This window comes from Paenibacillus sp. FSL R5-0912 (assembly GCF_000758605.1).
In the GTDB taxonomy this organism is placed as follows: domain Bacteria; phylum Bacillota; class Bacilli; order Paenibacillales; family Paenibacillaceae; genus Paenibacillus_AQ.
Map to the genome: position 1 here is coordinate 3,729,717 of NZ_CP009282.1, position 20,823 is coordinate 3,750,539.

18 protein-coding genes are annotated in these 20,823 nt (G+C 50.9%); 15 read left to right on the top strand and 3 right to left on the bottom strand.

Annotation, left to right across the window (positions count from 1 at the left end; all coding sequences use genetic code 11):
* The first annotated feature begins 631 nt into the window (after positions 1-631).
* The 7 genes from R50912_RS15815 to R50912_RS15845 all read left to right on the top strand — a co-directional run bounded on the left by R50912_RS15815 (position 632) and on the right by R50912_RS15845 (position 8,170).
* Positions 632-1,822, top strand: coding sequence for a metallophosphoesterase (locus tag R50912_RS15815; protein ID WP_042236235.1), 1,191 nt, complete (start codon positions 632-634; stop codon positions 1,820-1,822).
* Positions 1,823-2,728: 906 nt separating this feature from the next.
* On the top strand, positions 2,729-3,283 hold the full coding sequence (locus R50912_RS15820) for a MarR family winged helix-turn-helix transcriptional regulator (RefSeq protein ID WP_331281918.1): 555 nt from the start codon (positions 2,729-2,731) through the stop codon (positions 3,281-3,283).
* 2 nt (positions 3,284-3,285) lie between these two features.
* A complete protein-coding gene (locus R50912_RS15825) occupies positions 3,286-4,119 on the top strand; it encodes an NAD(P)H-binding protein (RefSeq protein ID WP_042236237.1) in 834 nt (277 codons plus the stop codon).
* A 72-nt stretch (positions 4,120-4,191) separates the two neighbouring features.
* Complete coding sequence (locus R50912_RS15830; RefSeq protein WP_039292716.1) at positions 4,192-4,869, top strand: response regulator transcription factor; 678 nt, start codon at positions 4,192-4,194, stop codon at positions 4,867-4,869.
* Complete coding sequence (locus R50912_RS15835; RefSeq protein WP_042236239.1) at positions 4,866-6,251, top strand: sensor histidine kinase; 1,386 nt, start codon at positions 4,866-4,868, stop codon at positions 6,249-6,251. The genes R50912_RS15830 and R50912_RS15835 overlap by 4 nt, the downstream gene beginning before the upstream one ends.
* A gap of 117 nt (positions 6,252-6,368) precedes the next feature.
* Positions 6,369-7,496, top strand: coding sequence for an ABC transporter permease (locus R50912_RS15840; RefSeq protein WP_042236240.1), 1,128 nt, complete (start codon positions 6,369-6,371; stop codon positions 7,494-7,496).
* The gene (locus tag R50912_RS15845) at positions 7,493-8,170 is read left to right on the top strand and encodes an ABC transporter ATP-binding protein (RefSeq protein ID WP_042236243.1); all 678 of its coding nucleotides are present in this window, start codon (positions 7,493-7,495) and stop codon (positions 8,168-8,170) included. The genes R50912_RS15840 and R50912_RS15845 overlap by 4 nt, the downstream gene beginning before the upstream one ends.
* Positions 8,171-8,389: 219 nt before the next feature.
* On the opposite strand, the gene R50912_RS15850 is transcribed toward R50912_RS15845, so the two are convergent.
* Positions 8,390-8,959, bottom strand: a complete 570-nt coding sequence (locus R50912_RS15850) for a TetR/AcrR family transcriptional regulator (RefSeq protein WP_039292705.1) — start codon at positions 8,957-8,959, stop codon at positions 8,390-8,392.
* Positions 8,960-9,078: 119 nt separating this feature from the next.
* Between R50912_RS15850 and R50912_RS15855 the strand changes: the two genes are divergently transcribed.
* Together R50912_RS15855 and R50912_RS15860 are read left to right on the top strand one after the other, a co-directional pair.
* The gene (locus tag R50912_RS15855; RefSeq protein WP_042236245.1) at positions 9,079-10,089 is read left to right on the top strand and encodes an NADP-dependent oxidoreductase; all 1,011 of its coding nucleotides are present in this window, start codon (positions 9,079-9,081) and stop codon (positions 10,087-10,089) included.
* A gap of 89 nt (positions 10,090-10,178) precedes the next feature.
* Complete coding sequence (locus R50912_RS15860; RefSeq protein WP_042236249.1) at positions 10,179-10,475, top strand: putative quinol monooxygenase; 297 nt, start codon at positions 10,179-10,181, stop codon at positions 10,473-10,475.
* A 354-nt stretch (positions 10,476-10,829) separates the two neighbouring features.
* On the opposite strand, the gene R50912_RS34225 is transcribed toward R50912_RS15860, so the two are convergent.
* A complete protein-coding gene (locus R50912_RS34225; protein ID WP_081956524.1) occupies positions 10,830-11,237 on the bottom strand; it encodes an HAD family hydrolase in 408 nt (135 codons plus the stop codon).
* Positions 11,238-11,292: 55 nt separating this feature from the next.
* Between R50912_RS34225 and R50912_RS15865 the strand changes: the two genes are divergently transcribed.
* Positions 11,293-11,616 carry a transposase gene (locus tag R50912_RS15865; protein ID WP_042236251.1) on the top strand — a complete coding sequence of 108 codons (324 nt, stop codon included), beginning with the start codon at positions 11,293-11,295 and terminating at the stop codon, positions 11,614-11,616.
* 35 nt (positions 11,617-11,651) lie between these two features.
* Entirely contained in the window at positions 11,652-12,551 is a 900-nt protein-coding gene (locus R50912_RS15870) for an IS3 family transposase (RefSeq protein WP_052416376.1), read from the top strand.
* Positions 12,552-12,573: 22 nt separating this feature from the next.
* Here R50912_RS15870 and R50912_RS15875 read toward each other — a convergent pair whose 3' ends face one another.
* Positions 12,574-12,924 (bottom strand): hypothetical protein, encoded by a 351-nt coding sequence (locus tag R50912_RS15875; protein WP_042236254.1) that lies wholly within the window; start codon positions 12,922-12,924, stop codon positions 12,574-12,576.
* Positions 12,925-13,287: 363 nt separating this feature from the next.
* Between R50912_RS15875 and R50912_RS15880 the strand changes: the two genes are divergently transcribed.
* The 4 genes from R50912_RS15880 to R50912_RS15895 all read left to right on the top strand — a co-directional run bounded on the left by R50912_RS15880 (position 13,288) and on the right by R50912_RS15895 (position 20,779).
* A complete protein-coding gene (locus tag R50912_RS15880; RefSeq protein ID WP_042236256.1) occupies positions 13,288-15,540 on the top strand; it encodes a beta propeller repeat protein in 2,253 nt (750 codons plus the stop codon).
* A gap of 158 nt (positions 15,541-15,698) precedes the next feature.
* Positions 15,699-18,701: a glycosyl hydrolase gene (locus R50912_RS33320; protein ID WP_052416377.1), complete on the top strand. Its 3,003-nt coding sequence runs from the start codon at positions 15,699-15,701 to the stop codon at positions 18,699-18,701.
* Positions 18,702-18,840: 139 nt separating this feature from the next.
* Positions 18,841-19,803, top strand: coding sequence for an ABC transporter permease (locus R50912_RS15890; protein ID WP_042236258.1), 963 nt, complete (start codon positions 18,841-18,843; stop codon positions 19,801-19,803).
* Positions 19,804-19,879: 76 nt separating this feature from the next.
* Positions 19,880-20,779, top strand: a complete 900-nt coding sequence (locus R50912_RS15895; RefSeq protein ID WP_042137056.1) for a carbohydrate ABC transporter permease — start codon at positions 19,880-19,882, stop codon at positions 20,777-20,779.
* Positions 20,780-20,823: the final 44 nt, after the last annotated feature.

Here is a 20,823-nt window from a genome sequence, read left to right on the forward strand (position 1 = left end):
ATCTGACCCATTACCATATGCATGTTGTTCCAAGGTACGAGGGTGATGGGATGGCCTGGAGTGAGCCCTTGCACCCGGATGGTGCAGAGACACGGTTAAACGAGACTAAAGGGAAAATTCTGAAAGCATTAAGTGAAGTATAAATGGAGCCTGCTGGGCTCTTTTTTACTGTGCATACACAGCTTAATAATCTTCCAGCAGTAATTTTTTATCTTCAGGCAGAAGTTTGCAGCAAATGCTGATGGATCTTGTTTGGTATGCTCGATTGAATCAATCAACAATCCAAGTATTATTGATTTCTGTATAGCGGATAATCATTACTCCATCATCGTCTAGCTTATGTTCACTAGTTGCCACCTTTTGTGTATCAGAGTAATCAAAACTCATGAAGTAAGGATCAATGTTTTCACAAAAGTATGATCCAAGGAAATCCTCACCTTTCTCCCGCTTAACGTAAATAGTTACTCAACTGTTACATAGAACGGATTCGTTTTTATTCTGCAAAGTTCCTGATGTGTCTAAGATTTTTCATAGTGGCAGAGCACAATTTATACCTCTCGAATACTTTGTGATATGATCTGAAGTAGATATTATAGAAACTTACCTTAAGGGAGTGGATAGGGTGAAAAACATGCGCATGCTGGCTTCGGGAATTATCATGCTTCTTGTGCTTGGACTTGTTAATTTCTACATTGGATGGCATCTGTGGGTTCTGCTCCAGGAATGGCTGCCGGGTATTCATGCTGCTGCGTACTGGCCTGTCTTTCTTGTGATTGCCTTCTCTTATATTATTGGCAGAGTTCCGTTGCCGAAGGCGCTTAAGCCGGTTGGCCGGTTGTTCAAGGTGGTCGGCTCCTATTATTTGGCCTGTATGGAGTTTGCCGTGCTTCTGCTGCCGTTGACCGATCTGGTATATGGAGTGCTGGCGCTCACTGGTGTGGGCCTCTCGGCGTTTGTGACCGAAGCTGGAGCTACCGTGCTGGCACTGCTTGCCGTATTCCTGCTATGGGGTTCACGTAATGCCTGGAGCACAGTGGTGCGGAGCCACAGACTGAAAGTCGATAAGTCTATCGGAACCAGCGTTCCGCTGACGGTAGCTGTAGCCTCTGACCTGCATTTGGGCAACATTGTCGGGAACCGGCATTTACGCCGGATGGTCTCGGAGATTAATGCGATGAATCCCGATATCGTGCTTCTGGCCGGAGATGTGCTGGATGACAGCATCGAACCTTTTATCCGCAATGGAATGGACCAGCAGTTGAAGCAGCTTAAGGCACGTTACGGGGTCTATGCTGTGCTGGGGAATCATGAGTATTATGGCGGTTCGATTGCGCAGTACACCGAAGTGATGAAGAACATAGGCATTAAAGTTCTGCAGGATGAGGTTGTGGAAACCTCGGGAGTATACGTTGTGGGCCGCAAAGACAAGACGGCGGAGGCGATGGAAGCGGGCGGACGGCTCAGTGTAGAGGCTCTGCTGGACGGACTTGACCGCACGAAGCCGATTATTATGATGGATCATCAGCCGACCGGCTTCGAGCTTGCTGCGCGGGCTGGCGTGGATGTACTGCTGTCGGGACATACCCACCGCGGGCAGATTGCTCCGAATCACTGGATTACGAGACGCCTGTTCGAGCTGGACTGGGGTTATCTGCTCAAAGACAAGCTGCATGTCATTGTCTCCTCCGGCTACGGAACCTGGGGACCGCCGATCCGTCTGGCCAGCCGCTCTGAGCTGATCAAGCTGGAGGTTGTTCTGGAGGGTAGTATGAGCTACAACGAAGAACCAGTAACTTCAACGGCTAAGGCGGTATTGATCTAAAAGATCCTCTAGTGGAGGCGACATAATTGTACGTGAGCCAGCTACTGTGTTCTGTACCATCTACCGGATTTGAACCATCTACTGGAACTGTACCATCTACGGTAACTGTACCATCTATCGGAAGTGTACCATCTACGGTAACTGTACCATCTATCGGAAGTGTACCATCTACCGTAATTTGTACCTTTTGACGTCCTCCGTGTGCCTTCCGCCTTGCCCCCTACCTTCGACTGAAGGATAGGGGGTTTTATTTATGCGAAAAGTGGAACATAGCAGGCCTGATCCGATCAAGCGAGGGAGAAATCCTGCAGAAAGTACAACAATTCGAATTCGATCTCGCTAATTTACCGGGAATCTTGCACAAACTACAACAATTCAGTCCGATAACCGGCTGAATCGTAAGAATCGTTGTAAAAGTACAACAATAACCATTTTTACAAGTAAATTAAGAAAAAATCTTGCATTTAATACAACAATCCGGGCTTAGTCCGGTTAAATCACCAGTAATCCTGCGCAAGATCCGAATGAATACCCAACCGAATGCCTAAACCAGCCGAGTACTGAAATCGTATGATCAAACTAGTACCAAAAACCGTTAGTCCAAACGCACCCCTAAATGCACACCCAAACGCACACCCAAACCCAAACTATGTGTCATTAAAATGGCTTTTAGTTTAAACCCACATCTACCGGGGGGCACTGATGCAACATTTTGACAATAAGAGCTGGTTGAGTTATTCTCTATTTAAATATAGTTAAGCTATTAACTATAATTAGTTTGCATCGTTAAGGGACCTTAAGAAGCGTTAAGAGGCGTTATGTCTCGTTAAGAGGCGTTATGTCTCAATAAAGGGCGATATGGACAAAACTTTGAATGATAGAATGGGTGATCAAATGGGTGAGCGGATGAATAAACCAGCCGACGAACAATTGAACGGACTGATGGATGATTCTATGAATGGACTTATGAGTGAAAGAATGAATGATCGGCTGGATGCACGGATGGATGCACTGCAAAAGTATGTGCTGGAGCTGCCGCTCCACAATGAGGTTTTCTTCGCTATGGTGGGAGCGACAGCCCATGCAGTAGCCGTATCCGAGAAATACTGGCAGGCTCAAGGGCTGAACGGGGCAAGAATTCGCGTACTGGTAGAGATTGCGAAGCAAGGGGGAGCGATACTGCCTTCACTGCTCGCTGAGAGAATCGGTGTAACCAAAGCCAATATCAGCCTCCTGCTCACTCCGCTGGAGAAAGACGGTTATATCTCCCGTGCGGATCATGCGAAGGATGGACGCAAGACGGTGATTTCGATTACCGAAGCTGGCCGCGTCCTGCTGTCTGAACAGTTGCCTGGAAACCGGGAAGCTGTTGCCAGCGTGATGAAGCGTCTGGATGAAACGGAGCTGCACCAGCTGCTGGGTCTGCTGAACAAATTGAGCGAACATACAAGGGAGAGATAAGAATGAAGATAATGATTACTGGCGCCACCGGACAATTGGGAAGTCTGATCATAGAAAATTTGCGCAGCCGTATCCCCGCAGAACAGATTGTAGCCGGAGTGCGGAAGCTGGAGCAGGCGGCGTATCTACGGGAGCAAGGCGTAGAAGTCCGTTATGCCGATTACGATGTGACGGAATCGCTGGACGAAGCTTTTCGCGGGATATCCCGGCTGCTGCTAATCTCCAGCTCGAATACGGATGACGGCATACGTCTGATCCAGCACAAGGGGGTCATTGATGCTGCTAAGCGAAGCGGTGTCGGGCATATTCTCTATACGGGTTTTGCTTTTCCCCGGCAGAGATCTGAGCAGAGCAAGCCGGACAATGTGCACACGCTAACCGAGCAGGCGATTATAGACTCCGGACTGGAATATACCTTTTTGCGCAATGCCTTATACATTGATTTCGTAGGAGTGCTGGGGCTGAAGGAAGCTCTGTCCAGCGGGGAATTGATTACCGCTCCGGGTGAATGGAAGTTCAATTCGGTAACCCGTGGAGATCTTGCGCTGGCAGCTGCGGCTGTGCTTCTTGAAGGAGAACCAGGCAATCATATTTATGAGCTGGCCGCTGCACATACCTGGGATTTTGTTGATCTGACTGAAGTATTAACCGGGGTTGCCGGGAAGCCCGTGGTACACCGTCAGGATGCCGCAGCTCAGCACTGGATCTATGCTTTTATGAGCAAGCTGGATACCTCATCCACTTCAGGAGACTTGGAACGGCTAATGGGGCGTCCTGTCACACCGCTGAAGGAGAGCATTATGCCTTTTCTCACAAGAACGGCTGAAGGCTCATAGGCTTGTCTTAAGAATGGTTTGTTGCTAGTATGATGTCATTGAATTCGGCAAGCCCGGAGGGAGAGCTTACAGTTGAAAAAAATTATAGTAGCCGACGATGATGTCCATATCCGCACGCTGCTGCGGCATGTCTTGACGAGAGAGGGGTATCATGTCCTGGAGGCCGGCGACGGCCGGGAAGCGGTAACCCTGATGCAGGAGCAGACAGTGGATCTTGCGGTGGTTGATGTGATGATGCCGCACATGGATGGTCTGGAGCTATGCTCGTACATAAGGGAAACTTACGATATTCCGGTGATCCTCCTGACGGCCCGCCAGCAGCTCAGCGACAAGGAGCAGGGGTATCTGCGCGGGACGGATGATTATGTGACCAAGCCTTTTGAACCGGAGGAGCTGCTGTTCCGCATTAAGGCACTGTTCCGCCGCTATTCGATTGCCTCTGACGATAAAATCCGCCTGAACTCACTGGTGATTGACCGAAAGAATTATGAGATCAGTGACGGGAATGAGGTGCTTTTGCTGCCGGTGAAGGAATTCGAGCTGCTGGCCCAGCTGGCGCAATATCCCGGACGGCTATTCTCGCGCAGTGAGCTGATCGAACGGGTCTGGGGAGCGGATTATGAAGGGGATGAGCGGACGGTGGATGTACATATCAAACGGCTGCGCCAGCGGTTCAGTGACTACCAGAATGATTTCACGATCCGCACCGTACGCGGGATTGGCTACAAAGTTGACATGGTGAACACATGAGGTCGCTGTATGTAAGAATGAGTATTGTGTTCTGCTCGGTTATAGTGATCAGCAGTGTATTGGGGTTCCTCGTTTCCAATCTCTATTATCAGGCCAAAATCAAACCGCAGAACGATGCCAAGCTGACCAAAATGGCCATCGGCTTGCAGCAGTTCATTCAGGACCACCCGGATGCGGTGGAAGAGTATCTGCTGAGTACCGCCTCGCTAGGCTACAAGATGTATCTGTCCAATGACAACGGCAATGAACAATTCTACGGCCTGCCTTTCCGCAAAAATGACCTGCAGGAGGGAGCGCTGCAAAAGGTACTGGCGGGGGACATTTACCACGGAGTCGGTAATTTCCCCAGCTCAGCGTTTATCACCGGCTTCTTCGATAATCAGCTCAGTAATTCGATTGGTGTACCTGTCCAGATCACCGGACAGACTTATGCGTTGTTCATGCGTCCGGATGCTGAGGTGCAATTTGGCGAGCTGCGGATCTTTTTTGCCGTGCTGATTGGCGTCATTATCTTATTCAGCCTGTGGTTCATGCTCATTACAGTATTTCATGTGGTGAAGCCCATAACGCGGCTAACCGAGGCTACGCTCAAAATATCCAAAGGCAGGTACGACATCAAGTTATATACCGCCCGGCGCGATGAAATCGGCCAGCTGGCTTCCCATTTCATGACGATGAGCCGGGAGCTGGAACGGACAAACCGGGCGCGTCAGGAATTTGTCGCCAATGTCTCACATGAAATTGAATCTCCGCTGACTTCCATCCAGGGTTTTGCCCATGCGCTCAAAGACGGTGCGCTGCCCGAACCCCAGAGGCTGGAGTACCTGTCGATCATTGATGAAGAGAGCCGCCGGCTATCCGTGCTCAGCAAGCAGCTGCTCACGTTATCTTCACTTGACTATGAAGAACATGCGCTGCAGAAGCGAAGCTTCGACCTCCGTGCCCAGCTCCGCCAGGTCATGCAGATTATGGAATGGCATCTTACTGAGAAGGAGCTTGCGGTCCGGCTGCACGTAGCTGAAATCACACTGGAAGGCGACCCTAACCTGCTCTATCAAGTATGGATGAATCTGGTATCTAATGCCGTGAAGTACACTCCGGCGGGCGGCACAATCAGCATTGCAGCACGTGCAGACGATCATACGTGTACTGTAACGGTGACGGATAACGGTGAAGGGATTCCTGCGGAGCAGCTGCCGATGATCTTCGACCGGTTCTACAAAGTGGATCAGGCGCGCACCCGTGACAGCAACAGCAGCGGGCTGGGGCTGGCCATTGCACAGAAGATTATCCAGGCGCATAACGGTACAATCGAGGTGGCAAGTACAGTTGGAGAGGGCACCACTTTTACTGTCACTTTGCCCAGCCACTATTCAGAGTGAGCAGACGCATAGTAACAGATGAACTATGGTTCAATCTGTATAATGTAATTCTTTATTCATACTCCGTTCATTTTCATCCTCTAAACTGTGGATATACAGATTAGAAGGAGTGGTTATATGTTTTTGGCTTTACGGGAGATGAGGCATTCCAAAGCACGCTACAGCCTCATAATGGTGATTATGCTGCTGGTTTCGTTTCTGGTCCTGTTCGTAACGGGGCTGGCCAGAGGACTTGCCTATGCAAATATCTCGGCACTGGAGAATATGCCTGCGAATTATTTTGTCGTGCAGAGCGACGCTGACCATACGTTTAGACGTTCACAATTAGGCGATTCGGAGCTTGCAGCAGCCCGTGCGGTAGCCGGGGAGGCGAAGGCAACTCCGCTTGGCGTGCAGACCAGTACTATTACTGCTGCCGATGCGGATGTGAAGGCGGACATTACTTTTTTTGCCGTAGATATGGCGGGGATGCTGGCTCCTGAAGTGAAGGATGGTGCTGGAATCACCAATGAAGTTCAAGGGAGTGCCGTGGTAGATTCGAAGCTGGAAGAGTCCGGTGTCACGATCGGCAGTACAATCAGTGATCAGGCAACGGGCATGAGCTGGACGGTTAGCGGTTTTGTGAAAGACAGCTCTTACAGCCATACGCCGGTGGTATATATTAACCAGCTGGATTGGCAGGCCATGAAGCAAGGGGCGGTCCAGAGCGGCAGCAGTTCAAGTAATTCAAGTGATGCTCCTTACAACGTTATTGCGCTAAAAGTATCTTCTGCACAGGCATCTGAAATTGCCGGACAGCAGCAGGCGGTAGAGGTGATTACCCAGAAACAGGCGATTTCCAGTGTCCCCGGATATGCGGCTGAACAGAATTCTCTGCTTATGATGATAGCCTTCCTGTTCATTATTGCTGCAGTTGTACTTGCCGTATTCTTCTACGTCATCACAATCCAGAAGACCAGCCAGTTCGGTATTCTTAAGGCAATGGGTACCAAAATGTCCTATTTAGCCTGGAGCGTGGTCGGCCAAGTCCTGATTCTGTCTGTAGCCAGTCTGGCACTGAGCCTGCTGCTTACGTTCGGAATGAATATGGGGCTGCCGGATGCGATGCCGTTCCAACTGGACGGGCAGACGATGATTCTGACCAGCCTGCTGTTCATCGGAATGTCACTGCTGGGTTCACTGATATCTGTAGCAAGAGTAGCCAAGGTGGATGCCTTGGAAGCGATAGGGAGGACTGGAGCATGAGCGCCAAATTAATCATGAAGCAAGTGACCAAAACCTACGGGGACGGAGACGGGGCAATGACTGTTCTGAATAACCTGGATTTTACGGTAAACGAAGGTGAATTCGTAGCGGTACTGGGTCCTTCAGGGTCCGGCAAAAGCACTTTTCTCTCTGCCGCCGGTGCTCTGCTCACCCCAACAAGCGGGGAAATCTTCATCGATGGTGAATCACTGCGTGACAAAGACAAAGGGGCTTTGACGGAGCTGAGGCTGCAAAAGATCGGGTTCATGTTCCAGAGCGCACAGCTGCTGCCTTTCCTGAAGGTGGAGGAACAGCTGCTCTATGTTGCCAAGCTGGCCAAGCTCACCACGAAGGAAGCCAAGGTTCGGGCAACCTATCTGCTGAAGCGTCTGGAAATCTGGGAGCGGCGCAATCAGTATCCCGAGCAGTTGTCCGGCGGTGAGAAGCAGCGTGTGGCCATTGCCCGGGCGTGGATGAACAAACCGGCTATCCTGTTCGCAGATGAGCCGACAGCGAGTCTGGATTACAGCCGCGGCAGAGAAGTAGTGCGGATGATCGCCGATGAGGTGCGGAGCGAAGGCAAGGCAGCTGTCATGGTAACCCACGATGACCGCATGCTGGAGTGGTGCGACCGTGTGCTTCATCTGGAGGATGGCGTGCTGGTTCAAGCCTAGGTTATGATTTGAGTGGATAGTGAGACTGAATCCCGGGGACGGGGTTCAGTTTTTTTGTTAGTTAGGAAGATGATGTACATCAGTTGTGGACAAATAAGTTTTAGACGATCCATAAAATGAAGCAGCGGTAGAAGAAGACTGCATAGATAAAGTCTTCTTCTGCCGCTGTTGTTGTTTAACTAACCTCCACTATGGGTCCAACCTGCCCTAAGTTCGCAGCTATGCCTTGAAATCGCTGCTCGCTCCATTCGTTAGAATTGCGCTCACAATAATACTAAAAACATGCTCAGCTCGTGGCACTGACGAGGGCTGGTCGCCGAGCCACGCAAGTGCAGCAGCTAGCGCGAACAGGTCATCACCGTTCATGTCGGTACGCGCAAGTCCCCTGGACTGAGCGCGAACGAGAAGCCGTGCACCTGCCTCTCGTAACGTGACGCACGAAGCGTGGAGTGCGGACTCCGTGTCCTCCATAGCCTCAACCATAACTGTCACAACACCCTGATAGATCCCAGTGAATGTAACGACCTCACGTAGCCAAGACACAAGTGCATCACCGGGTGAATCCGCAGTCTCGAGCTCACATGCCTTTACGGTCAACTCGTCGAAACCTGCACGGAGCAATGTATCAAGTAGCGCCTCTCTGGTCGGAAAATGACGATATAGTGTGCCGAGCCCGACACCAGCTCTGCGTGCGATATCGCGCAGCGAGGCATCGGCGCCGTGCTCAGTTACAACGACGTTCGCGATTGTCAGTATGTGCTCATAGTTTTTCTTTGCATCGGATCGCATAGTTATCCCCCTTGACAATAGGAGCAGTGCTCCGTATAATCATAAGCGGAACGGTGATCCGTTTAAACGGAGCGCTGCTCTGGTAAGTATAACTCATTTGCATGAAGGGAGAAAGCCAGATGTCTAAAGATACAATGAAAGCAATTCGTCAGTATGAATTCGGCGGCCCAGAGGTACTGCGTTACGAGGAGGCGCCTTTTCCCGAGCTGAAACCAGGTGAGGTGCTGGTCCGCGTTCACGCGGTTGGCATCAATCCGCCTGACTGGTATTTGCGCGAAGGGTATAAGGATCTTCCTCCTGAGTGGCAGCCAGCGGTGTCCTTTCCCTTGATTCTGGGGTCGGACGTGTCGGGCGTCGTCGAGGCGGTAGCTACGGATGTGCATGGCTTCTCCGTCGGCGATGAAGTTTTCGGTATGGTTCGTTTTCCTAGTATGGGGGAGAGCACTGCTTATGCCGAGTACGTCACCGCACCAGCATCAGATCTTGCGCTGAAACCGGCTGGCATCGATCACGTGCTTGCTGCAGGAGCGCCAATGGCAGGTCTCACCGGATGGCAGTTCCTGATTGAGCTGGGGCATAGTGAAGTTAATCCGTTTCAACCGGAGCCGCATCGTCCGGTGCCGCTTAAGGGCAAGACGGTACTCATCAATGGCGCTGCGGGCGGCGTGGGGCATATAGCGGTACAACTGGCTAAATGGCAGGGCGCGCATGTCATCGCGGTCGCATCGGGTAAACATGAGTCATTCCTGCGCGGGCTTGGTGCTGACGAATTCATTGATTATACCAAAAACTCTCCTGAGGATATCGCCAAAGACGTTGATCTCGTCCTCGATACCCTTGGTGGTCCAACAACCGGTCGATTCTTGCGCACGCTCAAGCGAGGCGGAGCTTTGTTCCCGGTATTCATAGGCTTCTCTGACGCTGAGGAAGCCGCGAAACTGGGCATCACGGTATCAATGACCCAGGTGCGCTCCAATGGTCCGCAACTGGCGGAATTAGGACGCTTACTCGACGCGGGGACGGTTCGCGTCGCCATTGATAGTACATTCCCACTCTCCGATGCTCGCAAGGCGCATGAGCGGGTATCCGGTGGACACATTCAAGGCAAAATCGTGCTCACGATCGTGTAAGGACGGCAGCTCGAACGATTATCACTCTCCTAGCAGAATTAGAATTAGTTCTGAAGCAATTTACTCACTTAAGAAAAGGATGAACAGCAATGATGATACTCATGGGTTACGCTCACCTAGATCCATCTGATGTGAATGAGTTCACTGCAGAAGTTCAGGCCGTTGTTTCCAGCACGAGAGCTGAAAAGGGATGCCTGTTTTATGCCTTTACTTTGGAAGATGCACGCACCGGACGTATGCTGACTGTCCAGCGGTGGCAAGATCAAGAATCGCTGACGGCCCATGTTGAAAGACATGAGTCAGCGCCGTTTTTGAAAAAGTGGGGGAACAAGATGACAATGGACATTCTAAAATACGACGTCTCGAACGAGCGCTCATTTATGTAGTGAAAAAGTTGTTTAGACCGGGGGACTCCCCCAATCTCTAACAGAAAAGATCAGAACGTGAAGTTTCCCACTCATTCGGCTTTTGTTATCCAATTGCGGGCACTAGTTTCATTTTCCACTACTAAAAGAGATTTGAGCTGTTCTTGGCAACAGAAGTAAGAAGGATCCGCTGCGGCGGATCCTTCTGCTTTGTATTAATAATGTATCGGCTCCTTAAACGAAACTGCCCGTTAGCTTAATAGGCATCTAATGATTTCGCCTGCCTATTGTCATAGCGCTATCGTTCCCGTCAGCGGAATTACATAAGATCAATGTACGTGTGCATATAATACAATGTTAAATCAATTTCTAATTTTATAAATATAACAACAAATCGGAAAACTTCTTAATGTTTAGATGTTTTGTAGTTTCATCAGAGTTTGGTCTTGAAAGGATTAAAATTGATTGCATACCCAAGGTTGATGCACTATCTAAGTTCTTTTCATAATCATCGATAAATACTGTTTCTATTGCTGGCAAATTCATAGCCTCAAGTGCGTGTCTAAACATGCCAAGACTTGGCTTAGATTCTCCAAGTTCAAAACTTAGTGTCATAGTATCAAAATAATCATATATACCTGCATTTTTTAAGACCCTTTTAATTGATGGGTCAGTATCTGAAATAACTCCAATCTTATACTTTTCTTTCAGACCTTGAATTGTTTTCTTTGTATTATCAAAAAAAATGTAATTAGAATCGTTATACCTCTTAAGCCCCCTAATCGAATTGGAGTCCTAAAGATGCATAAGGTACACTAATAGAGAAGGGGATGAGGACATGAAAAGTAACAAGTTGTACGATGAACAACGGATTAAAGTTGCCCAGGAAGCGATTAATGGGACGAAGCTCTCTTTCCTCGCCCGTAAATATTCAGTTTCTCCCAGCACGATTACGAACTGGGTGAAGTTCTACAAAGAACGATTTGGTGAGCAAGCGACACCTTCAGTTAACGAACGTATTGAAGATGCCAAACGTGTCCAAGAGTTAGAGACCAAAATGGACACTGCGATTAAACTGCTGGGCGAAAAGGATTTGGAGATCGAACTCCTGCGTGAACTGCTAAAAAAGACCAACCCCGCTTACAAGACAGACTTGAAATAGCCGATGAAAGCATTAAGCGGGGCTATGCGGTATCGGTGGTACTTCGGCTGGTGGGTGTGCTGGAATCGACCTACTATGCCCGCAAACAGCGTCAAAAGGAGAACACCAAATCTACGGTAAGCTTAGGGACAGCCGGAAGACCGATCCCAGCGTATTCGTTGACGAAAGACGGCCAGAAGGTCAGCGACGAGCAGATCGAAGAATGGCTTAGCGAACTCGTTGCAGGCGAGGAACACGGCTACGGTTACCGTAACTTAGCGCATGCCCTCTACATCCAGCATGACTTAATTCTGAACCACAAGAAGGCCTACCGGCTTTGTAAAAAGCTAGGGCTGCTCCAAAAGAAACCTGACAAGAAAGTGAGATATCCAAGACGGCTTGCCCAAAACCGCGTGGTTACCGGAGCCAACCAACTTTGGCAAATAGATATTAAGTACGGATACATTCATGGCTACGACCGCTTCTTTTTTATCTTTGACATGATTGATGTGTTTGACCGCTGTATTGTCGGCTACCACTTGGGTGCAAGTTGCAGTGCAAAGGAGATCTGCACGACCATTAAGCAGGCGTTGAAGGCCCGTATACAGCCTGGAGGGGCTAGGCCTATTCTTCGCTCAGACAATGGTCCTCAATTTCTCAGTCATGCTTTTGCAGAGATGTGTATGGACCCGGATGAACCTTTGATTCATGAACGGATTCCGCCTAAAACGCCGAATATGAATGCATATATTGAGTCCTTCCACAGCATTTTAGAACGAGATCTCTACAGCAAAATGTACTTTGAAACCTTTGAAGAAGCCTACGAGACTGTCACGGAGTACATTGAATTTTACAACGAACGCCGCTTTCACGGCAGTTTAAACCGATTGAGTCCTAACCAATACCATGCGGCATGGAGAGCAGGCCAAGTGGCAGAGGTAAACATCTCACTTTAAGAAACTGCAAGAACCAGAGATTTCAAGAGAATGACTCCATAATTAAGGGGCCGAACCGATACACTCTATCATATGCAATAATTTCAGCTTGTTCGTATGTAATATCGATTTCTGGTAACATTTCTGCAATCGTTTTATAGTAATTAATATACCTTTCAAGCTCCTCATTTTCAGTTTTGTAAATTTCATTTTTAACGTATTCATTTGCTTTTGAAATTACAGTATTAAATTTATCTTGTGGTATTGACCATAGAATTTGTGGATTTATATATTCCAAAGCTTTTACTGTTATTCTCCAATCACCTGTTGCTGGACGGAAAATTGTCCAACCAAGGTCAAAAAATATACCGCGAACAGGTTTTATTATAGTCATTTCAAATCCCCCTACTTTATCTTTTTATGAAATGATAATGGTAAAAAACCTTTTGTAAAAGAGAATTTAATCTGTGCTTATTTCCTATTTTAGATTCTCATTGAGGCCTATAGCCTGCCTGCTTACGAAAGTATACTGCCCGTTAGTTTGATGAAACCCGGTCAGACGAATACTTTATTCTTGAATACAGTACGGCCACTTTGTCCTGATTTAGGCAATTATGAATTTAGAAAAGAAGCCGCAGCTTTGTACTGCCATTCACATTCTTTGTTCAGCGGTAGATTTCGTTGCTGCCGAGGATGCCGCTCCGGTCAGCTCCAAGTTATGCTTAAAGGAACTGATAGCGAGGGGGAAGAAGCTGACATGGGAAAATCATTGAATCTGCCGGGTGTCTTGCTGCCGGCAGCGCTGGGTGGAGGCGGATATATTACCGGCTTGCTGCAGCATCCGGCGGACAACCGTGTATTATATGCCCGCTGTGATGTGGCCGGCGTCTTCCGCAGCAGTGATGGCGGAGAGAGCTGGGAGACCCTGAACCGGGGGCTAACCCAGGCATACCATCACCAGGTGCAGAGCTTTGCCATTAGCTGTCATCACCCGGAGGTGATGTTCCGCTGCTGTGGCGAAGTGAGGAGCCGGACCTTCTACGGCGCGGTGCACAAATCAGCAGATGGAGGGAACAACTGGTATGAGGTCTGCGGCGGGATGGGCTTCTACGGCAACGGGCCGACCCGGATGTACGGGGAGGTCATTGCCGTAGATCCCTTTCATCCCAGTATTGTAGCGGCCGGCGGGTATACCGGCGGACTCTGGATCAGCAGGGATGAAGGAGAGAGCTGGGAGCAGAGCAGCCTCCCGGGGGAGCGTTTCGGGTGTGTCGCTTTTCACCCGGATCAGCCGGGCATGTTATATGCCGGAACGATCAGCGATGAGGAGCTGAATATGGATTATGCCGATCCGGGGGAGTACGGCATATTAGGGCTGCTGCAGGACCGCCCGCGGGGGAAGGCGGGCAGGCTGTATCTCAGCCGTGACTCGGGACAATCGTGGGAGCTGCTGGTTGAAGGTCCCAGCTTTGCCGGGCTGTCATTCGACAGCCGGGACCCGCAGCGGCTGCTGGCCGCCTGCATCTGGGGCGGCATCAAGAGCAGTGCAGACGGAGGGCAGACCTGGCAGTCTGCCGGAGTAGGTCTGCTGAAGGGAGCGCAGCGGTACGGGACCCTTGTCCAGGATTGGCACATCCCGGAGCGCTGGTATACTGCACCTGATCTGCGCCCGCAGATGCAGGACATCCCGCCGATACCGCTATATGTTTCAGACGATGGCGCGGAGCGGTGGAAGCTGCTGCATCATCACAACGATAATGATTTAAGCGGCTTTCCGGCATACATGGACAGCTTTATCGGAGGTTCACGGGCTTCAGCTGCCGGCTGGGCGATCTCCAAGATTATCGTAGACCGCTTCACACCAGGCCGCCTCTATCTCTGCAACTGGTATGGGGTAGCCTACAGCGGGGATGGCGGAATGACCTGGCGGGCCGGGCAGTTCCGGGGGCTTGAGACCACCTGCATGGAAGCGGTTGTGGCAGATAAGCTGCTGCCCGGCAAGTTCTGTGTCACCATGGCGGATCATTCCCCGAAGGTGACTGAGGATGGCGGTCTCTCGTTCCGCAATCTGCCCGGACTGTCCGGCTATTCTGGAAGCTCTGCGGCTGTTATTTCTGCAGCAGATCCGGGATTGTATCTGTACGGCCTCATCGGCCACGGCCGTACAGCCTGTATCGCTGTATACCGCAATGGTGATGACCGTGCCCGAGCAGCTCTAACACTGGGTCCCGGGTTATTCGTGCAGGCTTTGCGTGAGGACGGCAATCAGCCGGGAAGCTATTATGCCTATGTGGACGGGGAGATAAGCGCAGGGGCAGGAATCTACCGCTCACGGGACGGCGGCACTTCATGGGACCGCACAGCTTATCGGCCTCCGGCTTATGTGGAGACACTTCCGCATCAGAAGCGCTGGATTGAAGCCGAGCTGCTGTCCGTTGTAGTCTATCAGGTCAAGAATGCCTGCGGGTCCAACCAGCTCATGGATACGGATCCGCATCAGGCAGGACAGCTAATTGCCGGAGAAGCCACAGAGGGGATTTGGCAATCCTCAGACCATGGTGACACCTGGGATTTCATAGGAGAGGGGCTTCCTTTTCAGCTTGGCGGACCCGCTTCAATACTGAGCGCAGTGGCGTACTCTCCCTCCAATCCGGGGACAATCTATGCGGGGTTTATTTCGGAAGGGCTATGGCGCAGCAGTGACGGCGGACAGAGCTGGCACAAGCTGTTTCCGGTTATGGCAGGCAAGCTCTTCAATGTATCAGCACTCTGTGTTGGGCGGGGTGAACACGAAGAGGATGTGCTGATTTCGGCCAGCGAACCGATGGTCCGGACCTCCACAGAATCTGAAATGTCCTGGAGCCGGGACGGGGGAGACACCTGGGAGGAGTGGGAGCATGCCCGGCTTGGAGCTGTCCGCTGGAAGGGGATTGCGCTTGATTGTGAGGTCAGACAAGTGCTTGCCGTCACTTGCGGCAACGGTGCTTTCCGCGGGACAATCAGCCAGTAGCGGGAATAGCTGCTTTTAACTGCGTTGTCATTGCTGAAACACAGTTTTCGTTGCTGCGGGTTCTTGTTGAGTCTCTAGGAAAACGCTTACATTTGATGAGCCGGACGATGTAATCATCGAATATAATCCGGCTCTATTCAAATGGAGGACTGAATAAAGTGGCTGCACGAACGAGCAAAAAATGGTTGCATGGTTGCCTGGCCCTCGCTCTGTTTGTTGCATCAATTCTCCTGCCGCCAACGGTATCATATTCGGCAGGGGAGAATCTTCTTGGAAATCCCGGCTTCGAAGCGGGAGATGTGTCGTGGGAGAAATGGGGGAGTCCGGTGGTGACAACCGCCGAGAAGCATGGTGGCGCGAAGAGTCTTCAGGTGAAGCGAAATACAGGCGGGGCATCTGCATCCGTAGCAGTGCAGGAAGGTAAAACCTACAGGGTGGGCTTGTGGGTCAAATTCGCAGGAACGGGAGTGACGAGTGCGGCGATCGATCTGGATGCCTTCGGCAATCAGCAGACGAAGCAATATCTCTATTTCTCCGGTTCGACCCAGTGGGAGTACAAGCAGCTGCTGTACACAGCGGCTCCCGGGGTGCAGTATATCCGCTTCTCGTTCTGGAACAGCACCAGCAAAGATTATTACATTGACGACGCGGTGATCCGGGAGAATGTAGATATTGAACGGCCGTCAACGCCAGGAACCTGGCTAGCCGAGCATGATCCGGATTCACTTAAGCTGACCTGGGCGGGCTCTACAGATGATATGGCGGTCGAATCTTACCAGCTGTCCTACAAAAAAACAGAAGACTCCGGCTGGAATACCTTATCGGTTCCGCATCTGGAGACCGTTACCTCGTACACCTATACTTTGCAGAACCTTGAACCGTTCTCTGTATACGCTATCATGCTGCGTTCCAGAGATACGGCCGGCAATACATCCGGTGCTGTGATGGGCATGGAGGCAACGCCGGGCGTGAATCTGCTAACTAATGGCGGTTTCGAAACGGCTTCGATCAGCCCGTGGACCGAAACGGGAACAGTGCAGACAATAACCTACGGAACATACGCTGGACAATATGCGGCGCGGTTGACGGACAATTCGGCAATCAGAAGCGAGGAGATTCCTGTATACGGGGAAGACTCTTATCTGGTTTCCTACTGGACCAGGTCAGCAGCTGTACCCCCGCTAGCATCTACCGTAAGCCTCAGTGTCTATCAGGAATCCTCTGAAACTGAGCATCCGCTGATCACAAATACTGCTATGGTATGGGCACGCTCGGAGAATCAGCTGCGGACAACAGGTTCCACCGAATATATGCAGCTGACAGCAAAGAATCAGACGGGGACGGATCAGTTCCTGGATCAGGTATATATCGGCAAGCTGCCGGAGCTTCCAGAGGACCTTGCACCTGGGGCGCCCGCAGGGTTTACCGTGAACCGTACAGATGGTGTATCCGCTGATCTGGAGTGGCTGGCAGCTACGGGTCCTTTTGGTGTGAAGAATTATAGCATTACCTTCAAAAAGGCGGCGGATACTGAATGGAGCAATATAACGGTGCCTTATGTTCCTGGTCAATCCTTGTATGCCTATAAGCTGGAAGGTCTGTCACCTGAGAGTCTCTATGAGGTGAAGGTGACAGCAGTCAGCGAAGGGACGGCAGTGTCGGCGGCGAGTTCACTTGAGCTCACTACCGGCAAGATGTTCCCGGTGAATCCGGGAGCATCGGAGGAAGCGGTGGCCCTTCTGGACCGGCTCTATGCCAGGGTCGGCAATGCTGTGTACACGGGGCAGCATAACTATTACGAAGCGCCATCCCTTTGGTATGATACGGCAGCAGAATTGACCGGATATTATCCGGCAATCTGGGGTTCGGATTTCGCCTATTATACCAGCGGGGATTTCAGCGCCCTGCGCCAGGCCATGATTGACGAGGCTATCAACAAAGGTCATACGGGCAGCATTATTACCCTGACGTATCATGAGCCCCGTCCTATGGATTCTGCCACCGCCGGATGGGAAAGTGTCACAGGAGATGTAACAGCAGCTCAGATGGCGGAGATTGTTACTCCGGGGACTGCACTCTACAATCAGTGGGCTGCTCAAGTGGATGAAGTTGCAGGATATCTTGCCCAGCTGAGAGACGAAGGCATTCCGGTGCTGTGGCGGCCGTATCATGAGATGAATGCCGAATTCTTCTGGTGGGGCGCGCGGCCGGAGCTGTTCAGGCAGCTGTGGGACAATTTGTACGACCGTTACACCCATCTGCATGGTCTGGATAATCTGATCTGGGTATGGAGCCCGAATGCTGAGAGCTCATGGGCCTATGATTCTGCTCCTTATTATCCCGGTCATGATGCCGTTGATGTGCTGGCGATGGATATCTATAACAACGATTACCGGGATACGTATTACAACAAGCTTGTGCAGCTTAGCGGTGGCAGACCGATTGCTATCGGGGAGAACGGGGAGCTCCCGGACATGGATCTGCTGATGGAGAAGCAGCCCCGGTATGCGTATTTCATGACCTGGTCGCAATATTTGACCGACAAAAATTCACTCAGTGCCATTCAAGCACTCTATAGCAATCCGCGTGCGCTCCATAACGGCGAAACAGGCAATGGCCCGTATGTTCCGCCGCCTGCGGACAGTTATCTCATTGATGATTTCGAGCAGTACGGCAGCTCGAACAGCAGCCTGCGTGCCAAATGGCAGCGGAATGTCTCCGGCAACCTGGCGACGGTGACGCTGGACACTTACCATCTGAACAGCGGCATCTACGGGCTTAAGCTGGACTATACGGTTGGCAATCCCGGCTATGCGGGAGTCTACCGCAGCATGGGCAAGGAATGGCCGGGGATGGAAGCCATTTCCTTCTGGCTGCAGCCGGATGGCTCGAACCGGCAGCTTGCAGTTCAGTTTCATGAGACGAACGGTGAGGTATGGGAAGCGAGTATTCCGGTCCAAGGCACATCGCCAGTGCTTGTAAGTATTCCCTTTACCGAATTCCTGCGGCCCGGCTGGTCTACCGGCGGCAACGGCGTCATTGATCTGGGTTCCATTAAAGAGTTCGCCTTCTATATTGCCCAAGGCAGCGGGACACAGGGAAGCGGAACACTGTATATAGACGATGTAAAAGCTATCAAATTGCCCGTGGAGGAAGAATAAGCCCACTGTAACTAACTCAACCAGCCGGAGTGATCCGGAAAAATCTCCGTTGCTGGACCACAGTTTTCGTTGGCTGCGCTACTGGTAGCTCCTTCCTGGAGATCATAGAATGAAGGTGTAAAGCAAAGAAACAGGAAGGATGACCAATGTGGAAATCGAGCGGAGATTGCCTGTCCGGAAGAAAGGAAAATCAGTATATTGGTGCAATAACTGGATCAGACAATGGGATCTTCAGCTGATGGTAGTGCCTGCTTTGATCTTCATCTTTATTTTCAGTTACCTGCCCATGTACGGAGTTCTAATGGCTTTCCAGGATTATCAGCTGTTCGGCGGATTTTTACACAGCCCATGGGTGGGACTGAAGCATTTCGAGGCTTTCTTCAATTCCCCGGACTTCTGGAGAGTCATGCGCAACACGATGGTGATCAGTCTGCTGAAGCTCTGCTTCGGCTTCCCGGCACCGATACTGCTGGCGCTGATGCTGAATGAAGTCCGGAGTATGATGTTCAAGCGGGTCGTGCAGACCGTAAGCTATCTGCCGCATTTTCTCTCGTGGGTGATCGTCGGCGGTTTCGTAGGCTCGATGCTGTCGACTGATAATGGAAGCGTTAACATGCTGCTGATGAGCCTGAATCTAACCTCTGAGCCGATCAGCTTTCTGTCTGTGCCGGAGTATTTCTGGAGTATTCTCGTTGGGACGGGGATGTGGAAAGAGATGGGGTTTGCCGCCATTGTCTATCTGGCTGCCATTGCCGGAATTGATCCGCATCTGTATGAAGCCGCTTCCATCGACGGGGCAGGGAGATTCAAGCAGATCCAGCTGATCACACTGCCATGTATCCGGCCCGTCATTATCATCTTCATGATTCTGGCGGTGGGTAATATTCTTAACGCCGGGTTTGAAGATATTCTCATTCTGGCCACGAATCCGATTCTCCGTGATGTGTCGGATGTAATCGATACCTATGTGTACCGGATGGGGATTCTGAATAACCGCTTCTCATACGCGGCAGCAGCAGGGTTGTTCAAGGCAGTTGTCAGTGTAACACTGCTGGCGCTGGCCAATAAGGCAGCCAGAAAAATGGGCTCCAGCCTATGGTGAGCGAAGCAGCATCAAAGCGGTATAGATGCAGAAATGTTCATGAAATCAGACGCTGCGGGGAAAGGGGTTACAGGTTATGATGAAGCTGTCAACGGGGGATAAAGTGCTGCAGCTGTTCATTTATATCATTCTGATCCTGCTGGGCTTCGTCACCCTGTATCCCTTCTGGAATTCCCTGGTTATCTCTTTCAATATGGGCTCGGATACATCGCTGGGCGGCATCACGTTCTGGCCCCGGGTCCCAACGTTTGATAACTATGAGGTCGTCTTCCAGGACAGCCGGATCGGGCAGGCGTTCATGATATCCATTCTGAGAACGCTAACCGGAACGATCCTGTCCGTGCTGTTCACGGCTATCCTGGCTTACGGGCTATCACGTCATGAGCTGATCGGGCGCAGGTTCTATATGGTCTTCTGCATCATTACAATGTATTTCAGCGGCGGCTTAATTCCTACCTTTCTGCTGCTGCGGGAGTTTGGCATGATGGACACCTTTTGGGTTCTCGTTATTCCCGGCTTAATCAGTGTATATAATATGATTATTTTCCGGACCTTCTTTCTTGGCCTGCCGGCGGGACTGGCGGAATCGGCACGGATTGACGGCTGCAACCATATCGGTGTGCTGATCCGCATCGTCCTTCCCATATCGGGTCCCGTCGTGGCAACCCTGTCCCTTTTTACCGCCGTCTATCACTGGAATGACTGGTTCTCAGCCAGCATTTATATTAACGATCCCAGCCTGATTCCGATCCAGACGCTGCTGAAGCAGATCCTGAGCTCCAATATTGTGACCGATCAGCTTCAGTCCGTCGGCAATGCGGCAGCCCAGGACCGTCTGGCTCTGGTGCAGTCTGTCACCACCAAGTCGCTGATTATGGCTACCACTATGGTGGCAACGCTGCCGATCATTATGGTGTATCCGTTTCTGCAAAAATATTTTGTCAAAGGGGTACTCATCGGTTCCTTGAAAGAGTAGCGCAGATTTCTTGAACTCACATGTAGAGAGGGGTTACTTAATTT

Excerpts from the sequence above, each read along its gene's own strand:
- R50912_RS15815 (WP_042236235.1), top strand. The coding sequence starts at position 632 with ATGCGCATGCTGGCTTCGGGAATTATCATGCTTCTTGTGCTTGGACTT.
- R50912_RS15820 (WP_331281918.1), top strand. The coding sequence starts at position 2,729 with ATGAATAAACCAGCCGACGAACAATTGAACGGACTGATGGATGATTCT.
- R50912_RS15825 (WP_042236237.1), top strand. The coding sequence starts at position 3,286 with ATGAAGATAATGATTACTGGCGCCACCGGACAATTGGGAAGTCTGATC.
- R50912_RS15835 (WP_042236239.1), top strand. The coding sequence starts at position 4,866 with ATGAGGTCGCTGTATGTAAGAATGAGTATTGTGTTCTGCTCGGTTATA.
- R50912_RS15840 (WP_042236240.1), top strand. The coding sequence starts at position 6,369 with ATGTTTTTGGCTTTACGGGAGATGAGGCATTCCAAAGCACGCTACAGC.
- R50912_RS15845 (WP_042236243.1), top strand. The coding sequence starts at position 7,493 with ATGAGCGCCAAATTAATCATGAAGCAAGTGACCAAAACCTACGGGGAC.
- R50912_RS15850 (WP_039292705.1), bottom strand. The coding sequence starts at position 8,959 with ATGCGATCCGATGCAAAGAAAAACTATGAGCACATACTGACAATCGCG.
- R50912_RS15855 (WP_042236245.1), top strand. The coding sequence starts at position 9,079 with ATGTCTAAAGATACAATGAAAGCAATTCGTCAGTATGAATTCGGCGGC.
- R50912_RS15860 (WP_042236249.1), top strand. The coding sequence starts at position 10,179 with ATGATGATACTCATGGGTTACGCTCACCTAGATCCATCTGATGTGAAT.
- R50912_RS15865 (WP_042236251.1), top strand. The coding sequence starts at position 11,293 with ATGAAAAGTAACAAGTTGTACGATGAACAACGGATTAAAGTTGCCCAG.
- R50912_RS15875 (WP_042236254.1), bottom strand. The coding sequence starts at position 12,924 with ATGACTATAATAAAACCTGTTCGCGGTATATTTTTTGACCTTGGTTGG.
- R50912_RS15880 (WP_042236256.1), top strand. The coding sequence starts at position 13,288 with ATGGGAAAATCATTGAATCTGCCGGGTGTCTTGCTGCCGGCAGCGCTG.
- R50912_RS15890 (WP_042236258.1), top strand. The coding sequence starts at position 18,841 with ATGACCAATGTGGAAATCGAGCGGAGATTGCCTGTCCGGAAGAAAGGA.
- R50912_RS15895 (WP_042137056.1), top strand. The coding sequence starts at position 19,880 with ATGATGAAGCTGTCAACGGGGGATAAAGTGCTGCAGCTGTTCATTTAT.